This window comes from Rhizobium sp. EC-SD404, assembly GCF_902498825.1.
Lineage (GTDB): Bacteria > Pseudomonadota > Alphaproteobacteria > Rhizobiales > Rhizobiaceae > Georhizobium.
This window is the reverse complement of record NZ_LR701459.1, coordinates 1,324,993-1,341,452: the sequence shown is the minus strand read 5'-3', so window position 1 is coordinate 1,341,452 and position 16,460 is coordinate 1,324,993. Positions and strand designations below refer to the sequence as shown.

Genomic DNA, 16,460 nt, shown 5'->3' with positions numbered 1-16,460 from the left:
CCCCATGCGGATTAGCCGTTGCGCGCCGCATAAGCTTGTGAGCAGATTGCAGCAATGGAACGCTTGCCATTCAATGATCTTGCGTTGTTCGCCACCATTGCGCGCGAGGGCAGTTTCACGCGCGCGGCCGCGATGCTGGGCGTATCGCCGTCGGCGCTCAGCCATGCCATGCGCGGCTTGGAGGCCCGTCTAGGGGTCAGACTGCTGTCGCGCACCACTCGAAGTGTGTCCACGACGTCCGCAGGCGAGCAGCTTCTGGCTTCGCTCGCGCCGGCACTTTCGGCAATCGAACGCGGCGTCTCGGATCTCGACGAATGGCGAGACAATCCATCCGGCTTGTTGCGGATAACGACGTTCGGCTGGGCGGCAAGAACAGTGCTTGAGCCTCGGCTTCCCGAATTCCTGATCGCCAACCCGCAGGTGAGGGTCGAAGTGGACATCCAAGACGCATTGGTCGATATCGTCAGTGCCGGCTTCGATGCTGGAATTCGTTTCGGCGAGACGCTGGAGAAGGACATGGTGGCGGTGCGGGTTGGCCCGGATCTGCGCACCATCGTCGTGGCCACACCGGACTATTTCCGGCGAAATCCGCCGCCGACTTCGCCCTATGACCTCGAGCGTCATGCCTGCATCAACTATCGGCTTTCCACGTCCGGCGGCTTGCTGCCTTGGGAATTCTCTCACGCGGGAAAAGACATTCGGATCCAGACATCGGGCCCTCTCGTTGTAAACGATGGCCCCCTTGCTGCCGCAGCCGTGCGTGCAGGGGCTGGACTCGGTTATATCCTGGAGCAGGACGTGGCCGACGACCTGGCTTCGGGTCGCCTCGTCCAGGTCCTGCACGAATGGTGCCCGATCTTCCCAGGCTGCTACCTCTACCATTCGAGCCGGCGCCAGAGCCCGCCAGCCCTTCGTGCGTTGATCGAAACGCTGAGAACACGAAACGCGTGATCCGGACGGCTCTGCGGAATCGCAGCAGCCGATGGCAGTTCCACTCATATCAGTCGGTCATTGCCGCTTGGCCTCAGCCGGCGTCCACGCCGTCCTTCCCGGGCGAACAGCGGCGCAGGAGCGTTGCAAGGATCGTCTCGGCGGCGGGAGAAAGATCGCGCTCCTGGCGGGTTACGATGCCGTAGGTCTTGACCGTCAGGTCGGGCGCCACGGGCAATGTGGCGAGCCGGCTACCGAGGCCACTGCTGTCGATGAAGAATTCCGCAACCGCCCGCGCCAGCGGCGCGATAGCGTTGGTTTTCTGCACGAGCGCGAGGGTGAATAGCGTGGACGCGGTGCCGAGCACGCGGCGGGGAAGACGCAGCCCCTTGGACAGGATGTAATCCTCCGCAGTGCGCCGCAGAAGGCCGCCCGGCGGCTGCATGACCCAATCGTAATCGAGGCACCGGTCGAGCGACAACGGATCGATCCGTGTCAGGGGATGATCGGCGCGCACCACGAGGCCGATCGGTTCGTCGCCAATATCGGACACCGCAAAAGGCTGTGCATGGACGCCATCGGGAATGCGGCCGACGTAGAAATCCAGTTCACGCGCAAGCAGCGCTTCCGCGAGCTTGTTCGACGTATCGACCTGAACCGCAATCTCGACGGCTGGCGAGAGCACGCGGATTTCGCGCACCAGTGGCAGGATCAGTTCTAGCGAAGGGCCGGTCACCGATCCAATGCGCACGAGACCGCGCGTTCCCTGGATGGCTTGGACAACCCGCTCCTGGGAGAGGTCGAGTTCTCGCAGGGTCCGAACCGCCTGATCGGCCATGATGTGGCCGGCTTCCGTCAAGGAGACGCCACGCGCATGGCGGGTGAAGATCGGCGTTCCGATCATCTCTTCCAGCTGTGCCATGAGACGCGAAGCAGCCGGCTGCGTCATGCCGACCTGTTCGGCCGCCGCCCCGATCTGGCCCGTGTCCCGCAAAACCGCAAGCAGGCGCAACTGCGAGAATTTCAGTCCCTTGCGGACGAGGTGGTTCTGGCTGTTAAGACCCTCGGCCTGGCTCATGACATGACCATACTGTTATTTCTCGAAGCTGAAACGCGATTTGACGCGCATGTCGACTTCTAGCAACGCTGGCTTAGAGCATGCAACGGAGTGAACGGTTTGGCTGTGTTCGGAACGATGCCCGATGGGCAAGAGGTCGTCGGGCTCGACATTCAGGCGGGAGCCTTGAAGGCACGCATCCTGACCCATGGTGCACGGCTGCAGTCGCTCGAGATGGTGGGGCTCGACCAGTCGCTCGTCATCGGCGCTCCAACGCTCGAACCCTATCTCGGCTCCATGGCTTATTTCGGAGCGATGGTTGGCCGGTTTGCCAATCGCATCGGCAACGCACGATTCTCCATCGATGGCGCCCCCTTTGCGACAACCCCGAATTTTCTCGACCGCCACACACTGCACGGCGGAAGCACTGGTCTGCACGCCCGGATCTGGAACCTCGCCGACCATAGCGATCGGCATGTCACCTTGACGATCGAGTTGCCGGACGGCGACGAGGGGTTTCCAGGCAAGATGCACATCGACACGCGCTATGAGGTCGAGGCGCCCTCCTCCCTCAGGGTCACGACGACGGCAAGGACGAACCGCGCCACACCCTGCAGCATTACCAACCATGCCTATTTCCGTTTGGGCAAAGGAGACATCCGGCAGCAGATGCTGACCATTAACGCCGCGCATTATCTGCCGGTCGACGCAGACCTGATCCCGACCGGCGATATCGCGCCGGTCGAACGAACCGCTTTCGACTTTCGGCAACCACGCCGCATTGGCGAGCATCGATACGACCACAATTTCTGTCTTGGCGAACATCCCGCACCACTTCGCCTGGCGGCCATTCTCGAGGATCCTGTCGCGGGTATCGCGCTCCATGTTTCGACGACCGAGCCCGGTTTGCAATTCTACGATGGCGAAAACACGCAATTTTCCGTCGACGAAGCGGGAACCAGCCTCCCGTCATTCGCCGGCCTCGCCCTCGAAACGCAGGCTTGGCCCGATGCGCCAAACCGCCCGAATTTTCCAGATGCCATCCTGCGCCCGGGAGATGTCTACAAGAACGAAACGCACTTCGAATTCCGCCGCTTTGACAAGTGATATGGCCGGAGTGGTATAGCTTCGGCAAATATCGGAATTTGTACCGCATATCAGCCGATGGTACCCACGGGCTCACATTATGAGGTCTGCGGGGGGAGACTGCGGACCGCACTTCTTCGCCACCGCGCCGCCGCGGTCGCCGAGAGGGTATGGAGGAGGTCCGAATTGCTGCTTTCACAGTACCGTCGCGAGGATGGGAAGGCTCAGATCGTTGCTCGCGAGGGCACGGAAGCCTACGACGTCGCGACCGATGCATCGCTTTACGATTTGGCCTTAGCCTGCGCGAACGATGGCGCCGATCTCAGATCGTCGATCCTTGATCTTGGCCTGCGCAAAGCCGTGGACCTGGCATCGCTCTGCGCCGATGGCCGGCTCCTGCCGCCCGTCCTGCATCCGGATCCGAGCCACCTGCACCTGACGGGAACCGGGCTGACCCATCTGGGATCGGCATCGACACGCGCGGCCATGCACGAGAAGGCTAGCGATAACGAGACCGATTCCATGCGGATGTTCCGCATGGGTCTCGAAGGCGGCAAGCCCTTGAACGGCGCACCGGGCGTGCAGCCGGAATGGTTCTACAAAGGCAATGGCGACGCGCTGGTCGCGCCTTGTGGCGCGCTTGCATGCCCTGCCTATGCCGAAGACGGCGGTGAAGAGCCCGAAATTGCCGGCATCTATGTCATTGGCAACGATGGTGAGCCTTATCGTGTCGGCTTCGCGCTCGCCAATGAGTTTTCCGACCACATCATGGAGAAGCGGAACTACCTCTATCTCGCGCACTCCAAGCTGCGCCAGGCGGCGGTCGGGCCGGAACTGCTCGTCGGCCCCTTGCCGGACAGCATCGAAGGGACGAGCCGTATACGGCGTGGCCAAGAAGTCGTCTTTGAAAAGCCGTTCCTTTCGGGTGAGGCGAACATGTCCCATTCGATCGCCAATCTGGAGCATCATCACTTCAAATACGGCATCTTCCGCCGGCCGGGTGACGTCCACGTCCACATGTTCGGCACGGCGACGCTGTCCTTCGCCGAAGGGTTCGCTGCGCAGGATGGCGATGTTTTCGAGATCGAGGCTGCGTCCTTCGGGCTGCCCCTGACCAACCGGCTGACGATCGCAAGACAGCTCCATCAGGAGAAGCGCCAAGCGGTGCGCATGCTTTGAGTTTAGGACGCATCGAAGCGCATTTTGCTGCGCTTTCGATGTCGGGAAAAGACACGATCCGGCCGAGCTGCCGGTTCGCAAGCGCGAGGGGGCCGGCGCCGACGGGTCCGAGGAGGAGCATGGCTGGGCGCGATAGCCCCACCCGTGGACAGTGGAGGAACACCATGACCAGAGTACTTCTTGCCGGAGCGGCCTTGCTCGCTCTTTCGGCAGCAGCATCAGCACAGACGGTCGGCTTCTCGCAGATCGGATCGGAATCCGGTTGGCGTGCAGCCGAAACGACGCTCACGCGGCAGCAGGCCGAAGAGCGCGGATATACGCTTCAGTTCTCCGACGCGCAGCAGCGCCAGGAAAACCAGATCGCAGCATTGCGTTCATTCATCGCTCAGGGCGTTGACGCCATTCTCATCGCGCCTGTCGTCGCGACGGGCTGGGACAGCGTGCTCCAGGAAGCCCAGGAGGCCGAGATTCCGGTCGTGCTTCTTGACCGTCAGGTCGATTCCTCCGACGATCTCTATCTGACGGCCGTCGGTTCGGATCTCGTTCACGAAGGCGAAGTGGCCGGCGAATGGCTGCTCGGTGAGATCGGTGAAGAGGAGTGCCGCGTGGTCGAATTGCAGGGGACCACTGGTTCGTCGCCCGCTATCGACCGGGCACAAGGCTTCCGCAATGCCATCGAAGGCAATGCCAATGTCGAGATCGTTCGCAGCCAGACCGGCGACTTCACCCGCGCCGGCGGCAAGAGCGTGATGGAAAGCTTCCTGCAGGCCGAAGGCGGTGGCGAAAACATCTGCGCGCTCTACGCCCACAATGACGACATGGCGATCGGCGCCATCCAGGCCATCAAGGAAGCCGGTCTTGCACCGGGCGAAGAGATCAAGATCGTCTCGATCGACGCCGTCCCTGACATCTTCCAGGCCATGGCTGCAGGTGAAGCGAATGCGACGGTGGAACTGACGCCGAACATGGCCGGCCCTGCCTTCGACGCTCTTGAAGCCTACTGGGCAGACGGCACCGAACCGGAGAAGTTCATCCAGACGGAATCGCGCCTTTACACCCAGGGCGACGATCCGGCAGGCGAATACGAGGCTCGCAAGGATCTCGGTTACTGAGAGATCCTGCCAACCAGAACCGGGGCAGCAATTGCCCCGGTTTTCTTGCGGGAAAGAACCGATGCTCCTGTCGATCACATCGCTGTCGAAAAGCTTCGTCGGCACCAAGGCGCTGCAGAGCGTGGATTTCGAGCTTGCAGCCGGCGAGGTGCACGCGCTGCTCGGCGAGAACGGCGCAGGAAAATCCACGCTGATCAAATGCCTGACGGGCGCCTATGAACGCGATGCTGGCGAAATCCGCCTGGACGGCGTGTCGATCGACCCATCGTCGACCGCCGAAGCGCAGGCGCTCGGCATCGGCACCGTGTATCAGGAGGTGAACCTCCTGCCCAATCTCACCGTCGCGCAGAACCTGACATTCGGCCGCGAGCCACGCCGCTTCGGCCTTGTCGATGCGCGGGCGCAAAGAGCGCAGGCCCGTGCGATGCTGGAGCCTTACGGGCTCGACATCGATGTCGACCGCGACCTCGGCGCCTATTCGGTCGCCATCCGCCAGATCATCGCCATCGCGCGAGCCGTCGCGCTTTCGGGCAAGGTTCTCATTCTCGACGAGCCCACCGCGAGCCTTGATGCGGCCGAGGTGCGGATGCTGTTCACCATCGTGCGCAAGCTTCGCGCCGAAGGCCTCGGCATCATCTTCGTTTCGCATTTTCTCGATCAGGTCTTCGCCATCTGCGATCGCGTCACCGTGCTTAGAAACGGACGCAAGATCGTTACGGAGAAAACCGCCAATCTCGACCGCGTGCGCCTGATCTCGCATATGCTTGGCCGCGATCTGGAGGAAGCGGCGCACGAGCACCGCAAGCATGCCGATTCGGATCACGCTCAGCGCGGGCCGCTGCTCACGTTCAAAGCCGTCGGCCGCGCCGGCATGATCGAACCCTTCGACCTGGCTGTCGGCAAAGGCGAAGTGATCGGACTTGCCGGCCTGCTCGGCTCCGGGCGCACCGAAAGTGCAGAGCTTCTCTTCGGCGTTCGCACCAGCGATACCGGCAGCGCGTCCGATCAGCAGGGGCGCGTCGCCCACGGCAGCCCGCGCGAGGCGATCGCTGCCGGCTTCGGCTTTGCGCCGGAAGACCGCAAGGTCGATGGCATCATCGCCGACCTGTCGGTGCGCGAAAACATCATTCTGGCGCTGCAGGCCAAACGCGGCTGGATGTCGAAGATCTCGCGCCAGGAGCAGGATGCGCTTGCCGAACGCTATATCGGGCGCCTCGATATCCGCACCTCGAGCGCGGACAAGCCGATCGGAGAGCTGTCGGGCGGCAACCAGCAGAAGGTGGTCCTCGCGCGCTGGCTGGCGATGAACCCCCGCTTCCTGATCCTCGACGAACCCACCCGCGGCATTGACGTCGGCGCCCATGCCGAGATCGTCCGGCTGATCCAGGAGATCACGAAAACCGGCATGGCCGTGCTCGTCATCTCGTCCGAACTCGAGGAACTTGTCGCGGTCTGCGATCGCGTCATCGTGGTGCGCGACCGGCGGCATGTCACCGAACTCGCGGGCTCCGACATCAGCACGGACGCCATCGTCCGCGCCATTGCCCAGCCCGAGGCTGCTTGATGATACGCACGCTCCGACGCATCACGCCCCAGCTGTTGACGCTGGCAGCCCTCATCGCGCTCGTGACGATGTTCTTCCCGAACTTCATTTCGATCTCCTACGATGGCACACGCTTTGTCGGACCGATCGTGGATGTGCTCAAGCGATCGGCACCCGTCGCACTGCTCGCCGTCGGGATGACGCTCGTCATCGCCACGCGCGGGATCGATCTTTCCGTCGGCACCGTCATGGCGATCGCCGGCGCCGTCGCCGCCTACGCGATCACGTCCGGTTTCGGCCTGCCCGCGACATTGGCCTTGGCGCTGCTGGCAGGTCTCGCCGCCGGATTGTGGAACGGCTGTCTCGTCGCGCTCATCGGCATCCAGCCCATCGTCGCGACGCTGATCCTGATGACGGCTGGTCGAGGCATCGCCCAGTTGATAACTGAAGGTCGCATCCTGACCTTTTCCAACGACGATTTCGCGTTTATCGGCTCGGGAACGGTCTACGGCATCCCGTTTCCCACCATCCTTTGGCTTGCAACGGCGATCCTTGTCGCCGCACTGATGCGGCGAACCGCGCTTGGCCTTCTGATCGAAGCAACGGGCATTAACCGTGCGGCAAGCGCGCTCGCCGGCGTCAACGCCACCGTCATCCTCGTCGCGGTCTACATGGCATCCGGTTTCTGCGCGGCGCTGGCAGGTATCGTAGCGACAGCTGACATCCGCGGCGCCGATGCGAACAATGCCGGGCTGTGGCTTGAACTCGACGCGATCCTGGCCGTCGTGATCGGCGGCAATTCGCTGCTCGGCGGACGCTTCTCGATCGCCGGCGCGATGATCGGCGCATTGATCATCCAGACGATCAACACGGGCATCGTGCTTGCCGGCTTTCCGTCGGAATACAATCTCGTCATCAAGGCCGGCCTGGTCCTCGTGATCCTCGTGATGCAGTCGCCGAACCTCTCGGCCGACTGGTTCTATCTGAAGGCGCTGATCAGCGAACGGCGCACCGCACGCGCAGAGCGGAAGGAAGCGTCATGACCATCAATCCGCGCCTCTATCCCCTGCTCACGACGATCGGCATCTTCATCGTCGGCTATTTCCTCTGCTACCTGCAGTTCCCGAACATCCTGTCGACCCGGGTCGTCGGCAATCTGCTGACCGACAACGCCTATCTCGGCATCGTGGCGGTCGGGATGACGATCGTCATCCTATCGGGTGGCATCGACCTGTCCGTCGGCTCCGTCATCGCATTCTCCGGCGTGTTCATCGCCGTGATGCTGCGCGATACCGACCTGCCGGCGCCGCTCGTGATCGTCATACTGCTGGTAATCACCAGCGCCTTCGGAGCAGCGATGGGGTGGCTGATCCATGCGCTTGCCATGCCGGCCTTCATCGTCACGCTTGCCGGCATGTTCCTCGCGCGCGGCGCCGCCTACATGCTGACGATTGACTCGATCGCCATCACCGACCCCATCTTTGCTGCGATTCAAAACGCCTACTGGCTGATGCCTGGCAAGGGACGGTTGACGCTGATCGGCGTTCTGATGGTTGTGGTCGTACTGGCAGGCGCCCTGCTCGGCCATCGCACACGGTTTGGGGCAAGCGTGTTCGCCCTCGGTGGCGGCGAACAGACCGCACGGCTTATGGGGGTCAATGTCGGGCGAACGACCGTCCTGATCTACGCATTCTCCGGCCTGATGGCGGGCTTGTCCGGCGTGGTATTCTCCGTCTACACCGGCTCCGGTTACCCGCTCGCCACCGTCGGCACCGAACTGACGGCGATCGCCGCCGTCGTGATCGGCGGGACAATCCTGACAGGCGGCGCCGGCTACGTGATCGGCACTCTGTTCGGCGTGCTGACGATGGGCCTCATCCAGACGTACCTCGTCTTCGACGGGAGCCTTTCCAGCTGGTGGACGAAGATCGTGATCGGCATGCTGCTCCTGCTCTTCATCCTGCTTCAGAAGGGCCTTCTTCGCCTGACAGCCTTCGGCGCGGCGCGCGCATGAGTGAGGTCACGGTCCATGACGGACGCGCGTGCATGCTGGGCGAAGGCGCGCTCTGGCATCCCGAGCGCGGCCAGCTCTTCTGGTTCGACATTCTCGCGGGCAAGTTCCTCAGCCGGTCAGCTGACGGCCCTCTCGAATGGAGCTTCGGAGAATGCGTATCGGCCGCAGGCTGGATCGACCGTGATCGGTTGCTGATCGCCAGTGAAACCGGCCTCAGCCTCTTCGACGTCGCGACCGGCGAGCGAAAGACGATCGCTGCCGTAGAGGCGGATGATGCTTCGACCCGTTCCAACGACGGTCGCGCCGATCCATTCGGCGGCTTCTGGTTCGGCACGATGGGCAAGAAGGCCGAGCCAGGAAAAGGTGCGATCTACCGCTTCTTCCAGGGCCGCGTCGAAAAGCTTTACGGCGCCATCACGATCCCCAACGCCATCTGTTTCGCGCCGGATGGACGCAGGGCTTATTTCGCCGACACCGCATCCGGGATCGTGCGCGCCGTAGCATTGGACCCTGAAGGGTGGCCGACGGGCGAGCCGGAGATATTCCTCGACCTTGCCTCCGAGGACATTTCGCCGGACGGAGCCGTGACGGATGCGGAGGGCTGTTTCTGGAATGCCCAATGGGGCGCTTCGCGTGTCGCCTGCTATGCACCGGACGGCACGCTGAAGCGAGTTGTACCTCTGCCGGCCGCGCACGTTTCGTGCCCCGCATTCGGCGGAGCCGACTTCTCGACCCTCTTCGTGACGAGTGCTCTCGAAAACATCGCGTCTCCCCGTCCCGCAGACGGCCTGACCTACGCGGTCCGTCTCGATCTCAGGGGGCGGGCCGAGCCGGCCGTTGGTATCGACTGAGATCCGGCAGCCATTCAGGTATACCGGCGGCGATATATCACTCGTCCGATACGGAATTTGACCGTCATATCTCTTTTGCCTAACCCTCGGGGTCCGATGAGGAGATCGGATCGAGGCCAGCGCTGTCGCGCGGCCAATGGGAGGAACTCATGCGCTATCTTTCAGCTGCGATTGCCGCAGCGCTGCTTTCTGCATCTACGCTGGCGGTGCCGGCCTTCGCCCAGGACAAAGGTTACGTCGGCATCGCCATGCCGACCCAGTCCTCCTCACGCTGGATTTCGGACGGCAATTCCATGGTCGAGCAGTTCGAAGCTGCCGGCTATGAAACCGACCTGCAATACGCCGAAGACGATATTCCAAACCAGCTCGCTCAGGTCGAGAACATGATCACCAAGGGCGTCAACGTCCTCGTAATCGCAGCCATCGACGGCACGACCCTGTCCAACGCTCTCGCCAATGCGGCTGCCGCCGGGATCAAGGTCATCGCCTATGACCGGCTGATCCGCGAAAGCGAGAATGTCGACTACTACGCGACCTTCGACAATTTCCAGGTCGGCGTGCAGCAGGCTGAAACGCTGGTTGCCGGACTGGAAGAGCGTTTCGGCGACGTCGAAACCTGGAACGTGGAGCTCTTCGGCGGCTCTCCGGACGACAACAACGCCTATTTCTTCTACGACGGCGCCATGTCCGTGCTCCAGCCGCTGATCGACAGCGGCGATATCGTGGTGAAGTCCGGACAAACCGGCATGCAGACCGTCGGCACGCTGCGCTGGGATGGCTCGGTTGCCCAGGCACGCATGGATAACCTTCTGTCGGCCAACTATACCGACGATCAGGTGCATGGCGTGCTTTCGCCCTATGACGGCCTGTCCATCGGCATCCTTTCGTCGCTCAAGGGCGTCGGCTACGGATCCGGCGATATGGAAATGCCGATCGTGACCGGACAGGACGCCGAAGTCCAATCGGTAAAGTCGATCCTCGCCGGCGAGCAGTATTCGACGATCTTCAAGGATACGCGTGAACTTGCCCGCGTCACCGTCGGCATGGTGGATGCGGTGCTTTCTGACAGCGAGCCCGAGATCAACGACACGGAGACCTATGACAACGGCGTCAAGATCGTGCCGTCCTACCTGCTCGAGCCGCTTCCGGTAACCGAAGCGAACTGGCGCGAACTGCTGGTCGACAGCGGCTACTACGAAGCATCCGAGATCGAGTGATCCTCCCAAGGACAGCGGGTCCCGGCATCAGCCGGGGCCTGCAGACCATGGGACGGCAACCGACGGCGATCTGGAGCGCGCCATGAGCGAAACCATCCTTGAGATGCGCAACATCACCAAGACGTTTCCGGGCGTGAAGGCACTCGACGATGTCTCTTTCTCGGTAAGACGCGGTGAAATCCACGCCCTCGTCGGCGAAAACGGTGCTGGCAAATCGACGCTGATGAAGGTGCTGTCCGGCGTCTATCCGCATGGCGACTATGAAGGCGACATCGTCTACGAGGGCGAGGTCAAGGCCTTCCGAGGCATCGCCGATTCCGAGCGCGACGGCATCATCATCATCCATCAGGAACTCGCGCTCGTCCCGCTACTGTCGATCGCGGAAAACATCTTTCTCGGCAACGAATGCGCATCGCACGGCGTGATCGACTGGCGCGAGACAAACCGGCGGACCGGCGAACTGCTCGCCCGCGTCGGACTGCGCGAACGGCCCGAAACGAAGGTCATGCATCTCGGCCTCGGCAAGCAGCAACTGGTCGAAATCGCCAAGGCGCTGTCGCGCGAAGTGCGGCTGCTCATTCTGGATGAGCCCACATCTTCGCTGAACGAACACGACAGCGACGCGCTTCTGGAACTCCTGCTCGAATTCCGCCGCCGCGGCATTTCTTCGATCCTCATCTCGCACAAGCTGAACGAGGTCTCGAAGGTCGCCGATACGATCACGATCCTGCGCGACGGCATGGCGGTGTCCTCGCTGGACTGCTCCGAAGGCCCGGTGAAGGAAGACCGCGTCATACGCGACATGGTCGGCCGCTCGCTTTCGGACCGCTATCCCTCGCGCGACCCGAAGATCGGCCCGACGATCCTGGATGTGCGCGACTGGACCGTACGGCATCCGATCGACACGAGTCGGCTCGTGGTCGACAAGGTCAATTTCACGCTTCGCGAAGGCGAAGTGCTCGGCATCGCCGGCCTGATGGGGTCGGGTCGAACCGAGCTCGCCATGAATATGTTCGGCCGTTCCTACGGCACCTATGTCAGCGGGGAGGCTTTGATCCGCGGCAAGACGGTCGATCTGTCGACCGTGCCGGCTGCGATCGATGCAGGCCTCGCCTACGCAACCGAGGACCGCAAGACCTTCGGCCTCGTGCTCGACCAGACGATCCGCCGCAACGTCCCGCTCGCCAATCTCGATGGCATCGCCAACAAAGGCATCGTCGATCGTCACCGCGAGGCGCATGTGGCGGAGGATTACCGCAACCGCGTTCGCATCAAGAGTTCGTCGATCGAACAGGCAACGGTCAATCTTTCCGGCGGCAACCAACAGAAGGTCGTGCTGTCCAAATGGCTCTTTGCCAACCCGGACATTCTCATTCTCGATGAGCCGACCCGCGGCATCGATGTCGGCGCCAAGTTCGAGATCTACACGATCATCCGCGACCTCGCCGCCTCGGGAAAATCGATCATCGTCATCTCGTCGGAGATGCCGGAACTGCTCGGCATCACCGACCGTCTCTACGTAATGAACAAGGGCCGGTTCGTCGGCGAATTGCCGACGGTCGAAGCCAGCCAGGAGAAGATCATGTCCATCATCATCAAGGCGGGCGGCTGACCCATGGACCAGACCGTAACGACCGAACCCACACCCGTCCGCGCTTCCGGCGTCAGCTTCTTCCGCGCGAACATGCGCGAATACGGGATCCTGATCGCGCTGGTCGTGATCATGGCATTCTTCCAGTTCGCAACGGGCGGCATTCTGCTTCGACCGGTCAACCTGACCAATCTGATCCTGCAGAACAGCTACATCGTCATCATGGCCGTCGGCATGCTGCTGGTCATCGTGTCAGGCCATATCGACCTTTCGGTCGGATCGGTGCTCGGTTTCGTCGGCGCGCTCGCCGCGGTCATGATCGTCCAGTGGGACATGAACTACGTGCTGGCCTCGATCTTGTGCCTTGGCGTCGGTGCCGCGATCGGCGCGGCACAAGGCTTCTGGATCGCCTATTTCCGCATTCCCTCGTTCATCGTCACGCTCGCGGGCATGCTGGTCTTCAAGGGCCTCACGCTCTGGCTGCTCGCCGGCCAATCGGTCGGGCCTTTCCCGCCGACCTTCCAGTTGATGTCTTCGGGCTTCCTGCCGGACCTTTTCGGCGGCGACGGCATCAACATTCTGTCGCTCGTCATCGGCCTCTGCGTGGCCGCGCTGCTGCTCTATCTCGCGATGCGCACCCGCAGCCAGGAGATCAAGCGCGGTCTTCCGACCGAACCGGCCGCGATTTTCACCGTCAAGAACGCGCTTATCGCCCTCGCAATCGCCTATATGAGCTATCTCATGGCGTCGTTCCGCGGCCTGCCGAACGTCTTCATCATCATGGCGCTGCTGATCGCGGTCTATTCCTTCGTCGCCAATCGCACGACGGTCGGACGCCGCATCTATGCGATCGGCGGCAACGAAAAGGCCGCGAAGCTGTCCGGCATTCGCACAGAGCGGCTCGTGTTCCTCACATTCGCCAATATGGGCATGCTGGCCGCGCTTGCCGGCCTCGTCTTCGCCGCCCGGCTGAACACCGCGACGCCGAAAGCCGGCCTCGGCTTCGAGCTCGACGTCATCGCCGCCGTGTTCATCGGTGGTGCGTCGATGTCCGGTGGCGTCGGCACCATCGTCGGTGCCGTCATCGGCGCCTTCATCATGGGTGTGATGAACAACGGCATGTCGATCCTCGGAATCGGCATCGACTACCAGCAGGTCATCAAGGGCCTGGTGCTGCTCGCTGCCGTCATCTTCGACGTTTACAACAAGAACAAGGCCTGACCGATGACCTTCAAGAAGGCTGAGTGGCCGCGCAAACTGCGATCGACCGAATGGTTCGGTGGTACGAGCCGCGACCACATCTACCACCGCTCCTGGATGAAGAACCAGGGATTGCCGGCCGACCTGTTCGACGGGCGCCCCGTCATCGGCATCTGCAACACCTGGTCGGAACTCACGCCCTGCAACGCGCACTTACGCGATCTCGCCCAGCGCGTGAAGCACGGCATCTACGAGGCCGGCGGCCTGCCGGTCGAGTTCCCCGTCTTTTCGCCGGGTGAAAGCGCTCTGCGCCCCTCCGCGATGATGTACCGCAACCTTTGCGCCATGGATGTCGAGGAAGCATTGCGCGCCAACCCCATCGACGGCGTCGTTCTGCTGGTCGGTTGCGACAAGACCACGCCGGCGCTGCTGATGGGGGCCGCCAGCGTCGACATCCCGGCCATCGCCGTCTCGGGTGGCCCGATGCTGAACGGATGGTTCCGCGGCGAGCGTGTCGGCTCCGGCACGGCGCTCTGGCAGATGAGCGAGGCCATCAAGGCCGGCACCATGACCAGCGACGAATTCCTGGAGGCGGAACAGTCCATGTCGCGCAGCCCCGGCTCGTGCAACACCATGGGCACAGCCTCCACAATGGCCTCCATGGCGGAAGCGCTCGGCATGGCGCTTTCCGGCAATGCCGCGATTCCTGCGGTGGATTCGCGTCGCCGCGTGATGGCGCATTTGAGCGGTCGTCGCATCGTCGACATGGTCAAGGACGACCTCAAGCCATCGGATATCATGACCCGCGAGGCCTTCGAGAACGCCATCCGCACCAACGGCGCTATCGGTGGATCGACGAATGCCGTGATCCATCTTCTGGCTATTGCAGGACGTGTCGGCATCGACCTCACGCTCGACGATTGGGACCGGCTCGGCCGCGACGTTCCGACGATCGTCAATCTCATGCCGTCCGGAAAATACCTGATGGAGGAGTTCTTCTACGCCGGCGGGTTGCCGGTGGTGATCAAGCGGCTCGGCGAAGCGGGATTGCTCAACCGCGATGCGATCACGGTCTCGGGCGCTGCCATCTGGGACGAGGTCAAGGACACCCGCAACTGGAACGAGGACGTCATACTGCCGGTCGATCGCGCGCTGACGCCCCATGGCGGTATCGTCGTACTGAAAGGCAACCTTGCGCCGAATGGTGCCGTCCTCAAGCCATCGGCTGCGAGCCCGGAACTGCTGCAGCATCGCGGCCGCGCCGTGGTGTTCGAGGACATCGACGACTACAAGGCGAAGATCAACGACGAGAACCTCGACATAGACGCCACCTGCATCATGGTCATGAAGAATTGCGGACCACGCGGTTATCCCGGCATGGCCGAGGTCGGCAATATGGGCCTGCCGCCGAAGGTGCTGCGCACGGGCGTTCGCGACATGGTGCGCATTTCGGATGCGCGGATGTCGGGCACCGCCTACGGGACGGTCGTCCTGCACACGACACCGGAGGCGGCGGTCGGCGGGCCGCTCGCGATCGTGCGCACCGGCGACATGATCGAGCTCGACGTCCCGGGTCGCCGTCTGCACCTGGATGTTTCCGACGCGGAGATCGAAGCGCGGCTCGCCGCGTGGACACCGCCGGTCGAGAAGCCGACGGGTGGTTATGCGCGCCTCTTTCATGACCATGTGCAAGGTGCAGATACCGGAGCCGACTTCGACTTCCTCAAGGGCCACCGCGGCAAGGATGTGGGCCGTGACAGCCACTAGGATCGCGATCGTCGGCGTCGGGAAGATCGCGCAGGACCAGCACGTTCCGTCCATCAAGGGCAACGAGGCCTTCGAGCTTGCGGCAACTGTCAGCAGCCGCGACGGCCTGCCCGGCATCGAGAACCACGCTCAGCTGACCGATCTTCTGAAAAAGCGACCCGACATCCCCGCAGTCGCCCTCTGCATGCCGCCGCAGATGCGCTACGAGGCGGCGAGGTTCGCCATCGAAGCTGGCCGGCATGTCCTGCTGGAAAAGCCGCCGGGCGCAACCATTGCCGAAGTTCAGGACCTCGTCGAACGAGCGCGTGCCAAGAACGTCAGCCTCTTCGCGACGTGGCACTCGCGCTTCGCGGCGGGCGTTCCCGCTGCCCGCGCCTGGCTTGCCGAGCGCATGGTCCGGCATGTTCGCATCACCTGGAAGGAAGACGTGCGGCGCTGGCACCCCGGCCAGGCCTGGATCTGGGAACCGGGCGGCCTCGGCGTATTCGACCCCGGCATCAACGCCCTGTCGATCCTCACCGAAATCCTGCCCGAACCCGTCCATCTCGTCCAATCGACGCTCGAAGTGCCGGACGGACGCCAAGCCCCCATTGCCGCAGCGCTGCGGTTCCGGGGCCCCGCCGGCCTGACGGTCGAGGCCGATTTCGACTGGCGCCAGACCGGTCCGCAAACCTGGGACATCGAAATCGGGACCGACACGGGCTCCCTCAGCCTATCCAAGGGCGGAGCGGAGTTGACGATCGGCGGGCGGCGCGAGATGACGGAAGCCGATGTCGAATATGCCGGCATCTATCGCCGCTTCGCCGAACTGATCGACGCGCGCGAGATCGATGTGGATCTCGCCCCGCTCGTTCATGTCGCCGATGCCTTCATGCTCGGCCGTAAGATCACGGTCGAACCCTTCGAGGAATGA

The 16,460-nt window shown here is 62.8% G+C and carries 14 protein-coding genes; 13 read left to right on the top strand and 1 reads right to left on the bottom strand.

Annotated features, from left to right (window positions below; all coding sequences use genetic code 11):
- Window positions 1-54: 54 nt before the first annotated feature.
- Window positions 55-951, top strand: a complete 897-nt coding sequence (locus GC125_RS07335) for a LysR family transcriptional regulator (RefSeq protein ID WP_151985017.1) — start codon at window positions 55-57, stop codon at window positions 949-951.
- A 73-nt stretch (window positions 952-1,024) separates the two neighbouring features.
- Here GC125_RS07335 and GC125_RS07330 read toward each other — a convergent pair whose 3' ends face one another.
- Window positions 1,025-2,008 (bottom strand): LysR family transcriptional regulator, encoded by a 984-nt coding sequence (locus GC125_RS07330; protein WP_151985015.1) that lies wholly within the window; start codon window positions 2,006-2,008, stop codon window positions 1,025-1,027.
- A 105-nt stretch (window positions 2,009-2,113) separates the two neighbouring features.
- On the opposite strand from GC125_RS07330, the gene GC125_RS07325 reads away from it, so the two are divergent.
- From GC125_RS07325 to GC125_RS07270, 12 genes are all read left to right on the top strand, one after another.
- A complete protein-coding gene (locus GC125_RS07325) occupies window positions 2,114-3,094 on the top strand; it encodes an aldose epimerase family protein (RefSeq protein WP_286165611.1) in 981 nt (326 codons plus the stop codon).
- Window positions 3,095-3,259: 165 nt separating this feature from the next.
- A complete protein-coding gene (araD1, locus tag GC125_RS07320; protein ID WP_151985012.1) occupies window positions 3,260-4,252 on the top strand; it encodes an AraD1 family protein in 993 nt (330 codons plus the stop codon).
- Between the two features lie 164 nt (window positions 4,253-4,416).
- Window positions 4,417-5,364 (top strand): galactofuranose ABC transporter, galactofuranose-binding protein YtfQ, encoded by a 948-nt coding sequence (gene ytfQ, locus GC125_RS07315; RefSeq protein WP_151985010.1) that lies wholly within the window; start codon window positions 4,417-4,419, stop codon window positions 5,362-5,364.
- A gap of 61 nt (window positions 5,365-5,425) precedes the next feature.
- Window positions 5,426-6,928: a sugar ABC transporter ATP-binding protein gene (locus GC125_RS07310; RefSeq protein WP_151985008.1), complete on the top strand. Its 1,503-nt coding sequence runs from the start codon at window positions 5,426-5,428 to the stop codon at window positions 6,926-6,928.
- Entirely contained in the window at window positions 6,928-7,950 is a 1,023-nt protein-coding gene (locus tag GC125_RS07305; RefSeq protein WP_151985006.1) for an ABC transporter permease, read from the top strand. The genes GC125_RS07310 and GC125_RS07305 overlap by 1 nt, the downstream gene beginning before the upstream one ends.
- Window positions 7,951-7,952: 2 nt before the next feature.
- A complete protein-coding gene (yjfF, locus tag GC125_RS07300; RefSeq protein ID WP_199864685.1) occupies window positions 7,953-8,921 on the top strand; it encodes a galactofuranose ABC transporter, permease protein YjfF in 969 nt (322 codons plus the stop codon).
- Entirely contained in the window at window positions 8,918-9,772 is an 855-nt protein-coding gene (locus GC125_RS07295) for an SMP-30/gluconolactonase/LRE family protein (protein WP_151985001.1), read from the top strand. Before yjfF ends, GC125_RS07295 begins: the two co-directional genes overlap by 4 nt.
- A 149-nt stretch (window positions 9,773-9,921) precedes the next feature.
- The gene (gene chvE / locus GC125_RS07290; protein ID WP_151984999.1) at window positions 9,922-10,989 is read left to right on the top strand and encodes a multiple monosaccharide ABC transporter substrate-binding protein; all 1,068 of its coding nucleotides are present in this window, start codon (window positions 9,922-9,924) and stop codon (window positions 10,987-10,989) included.
- An 82-nt stretch (window positions 10,990-11,071) separates the two neighbouring features.
- On the top strand, window positions 11,072-12,601 hold the full coding sequence (gene mmsA, locus GC125_RS07285; RefSeq protein WP_151984997.1) for a multiple monosaccharide ABC transporter ATP-binding protein: 1,530 nt from the start codon (window positions 11,072-11,074) through the stop codon (window positions 12,599-12,601).
- A gap of 3 nt (window positions 12,602-12,604) precedes the next feature.
- Window positions 12,605-13,801, top strand: a complete 1,197-nt coding sequence (gene mmsB, locus GC125_RS07280) for a multiple monosaccharide ABC transporter permease (RefSeq protein WP_151984995.1) — start codon at window positions 12,605-12,607, stop codon at window positions 13,799-13,801.
- Between the two features lie 3 nt (window positions 13,802-13,804).
- Window positions 13,805-15,547: an L-arabinonate dehydratase gene (gene araD, locus GC125_RS07275; RefSeq protein ID WP_151984993.1), complete on the top strand. Its 1,743-nt coding sequence runs from the start codon at window positions 13,805-13,807 to the stop codon at window positions 15,545-15,547.
- On the top strand, window positions 15,534-16,460 hold the full coding sequence (locus GC125_RS07270; protein ID WP_151984991.1) for a Gfo/Idh/MocA family protein: 927 nt from the start codon (window positions 15,534-15,536) through the stop codon (window positions 16,458-16,460). The genes araD and GC125_RS07270 overlap by 14 nt, the downstream gene beginning before the upstream one ends.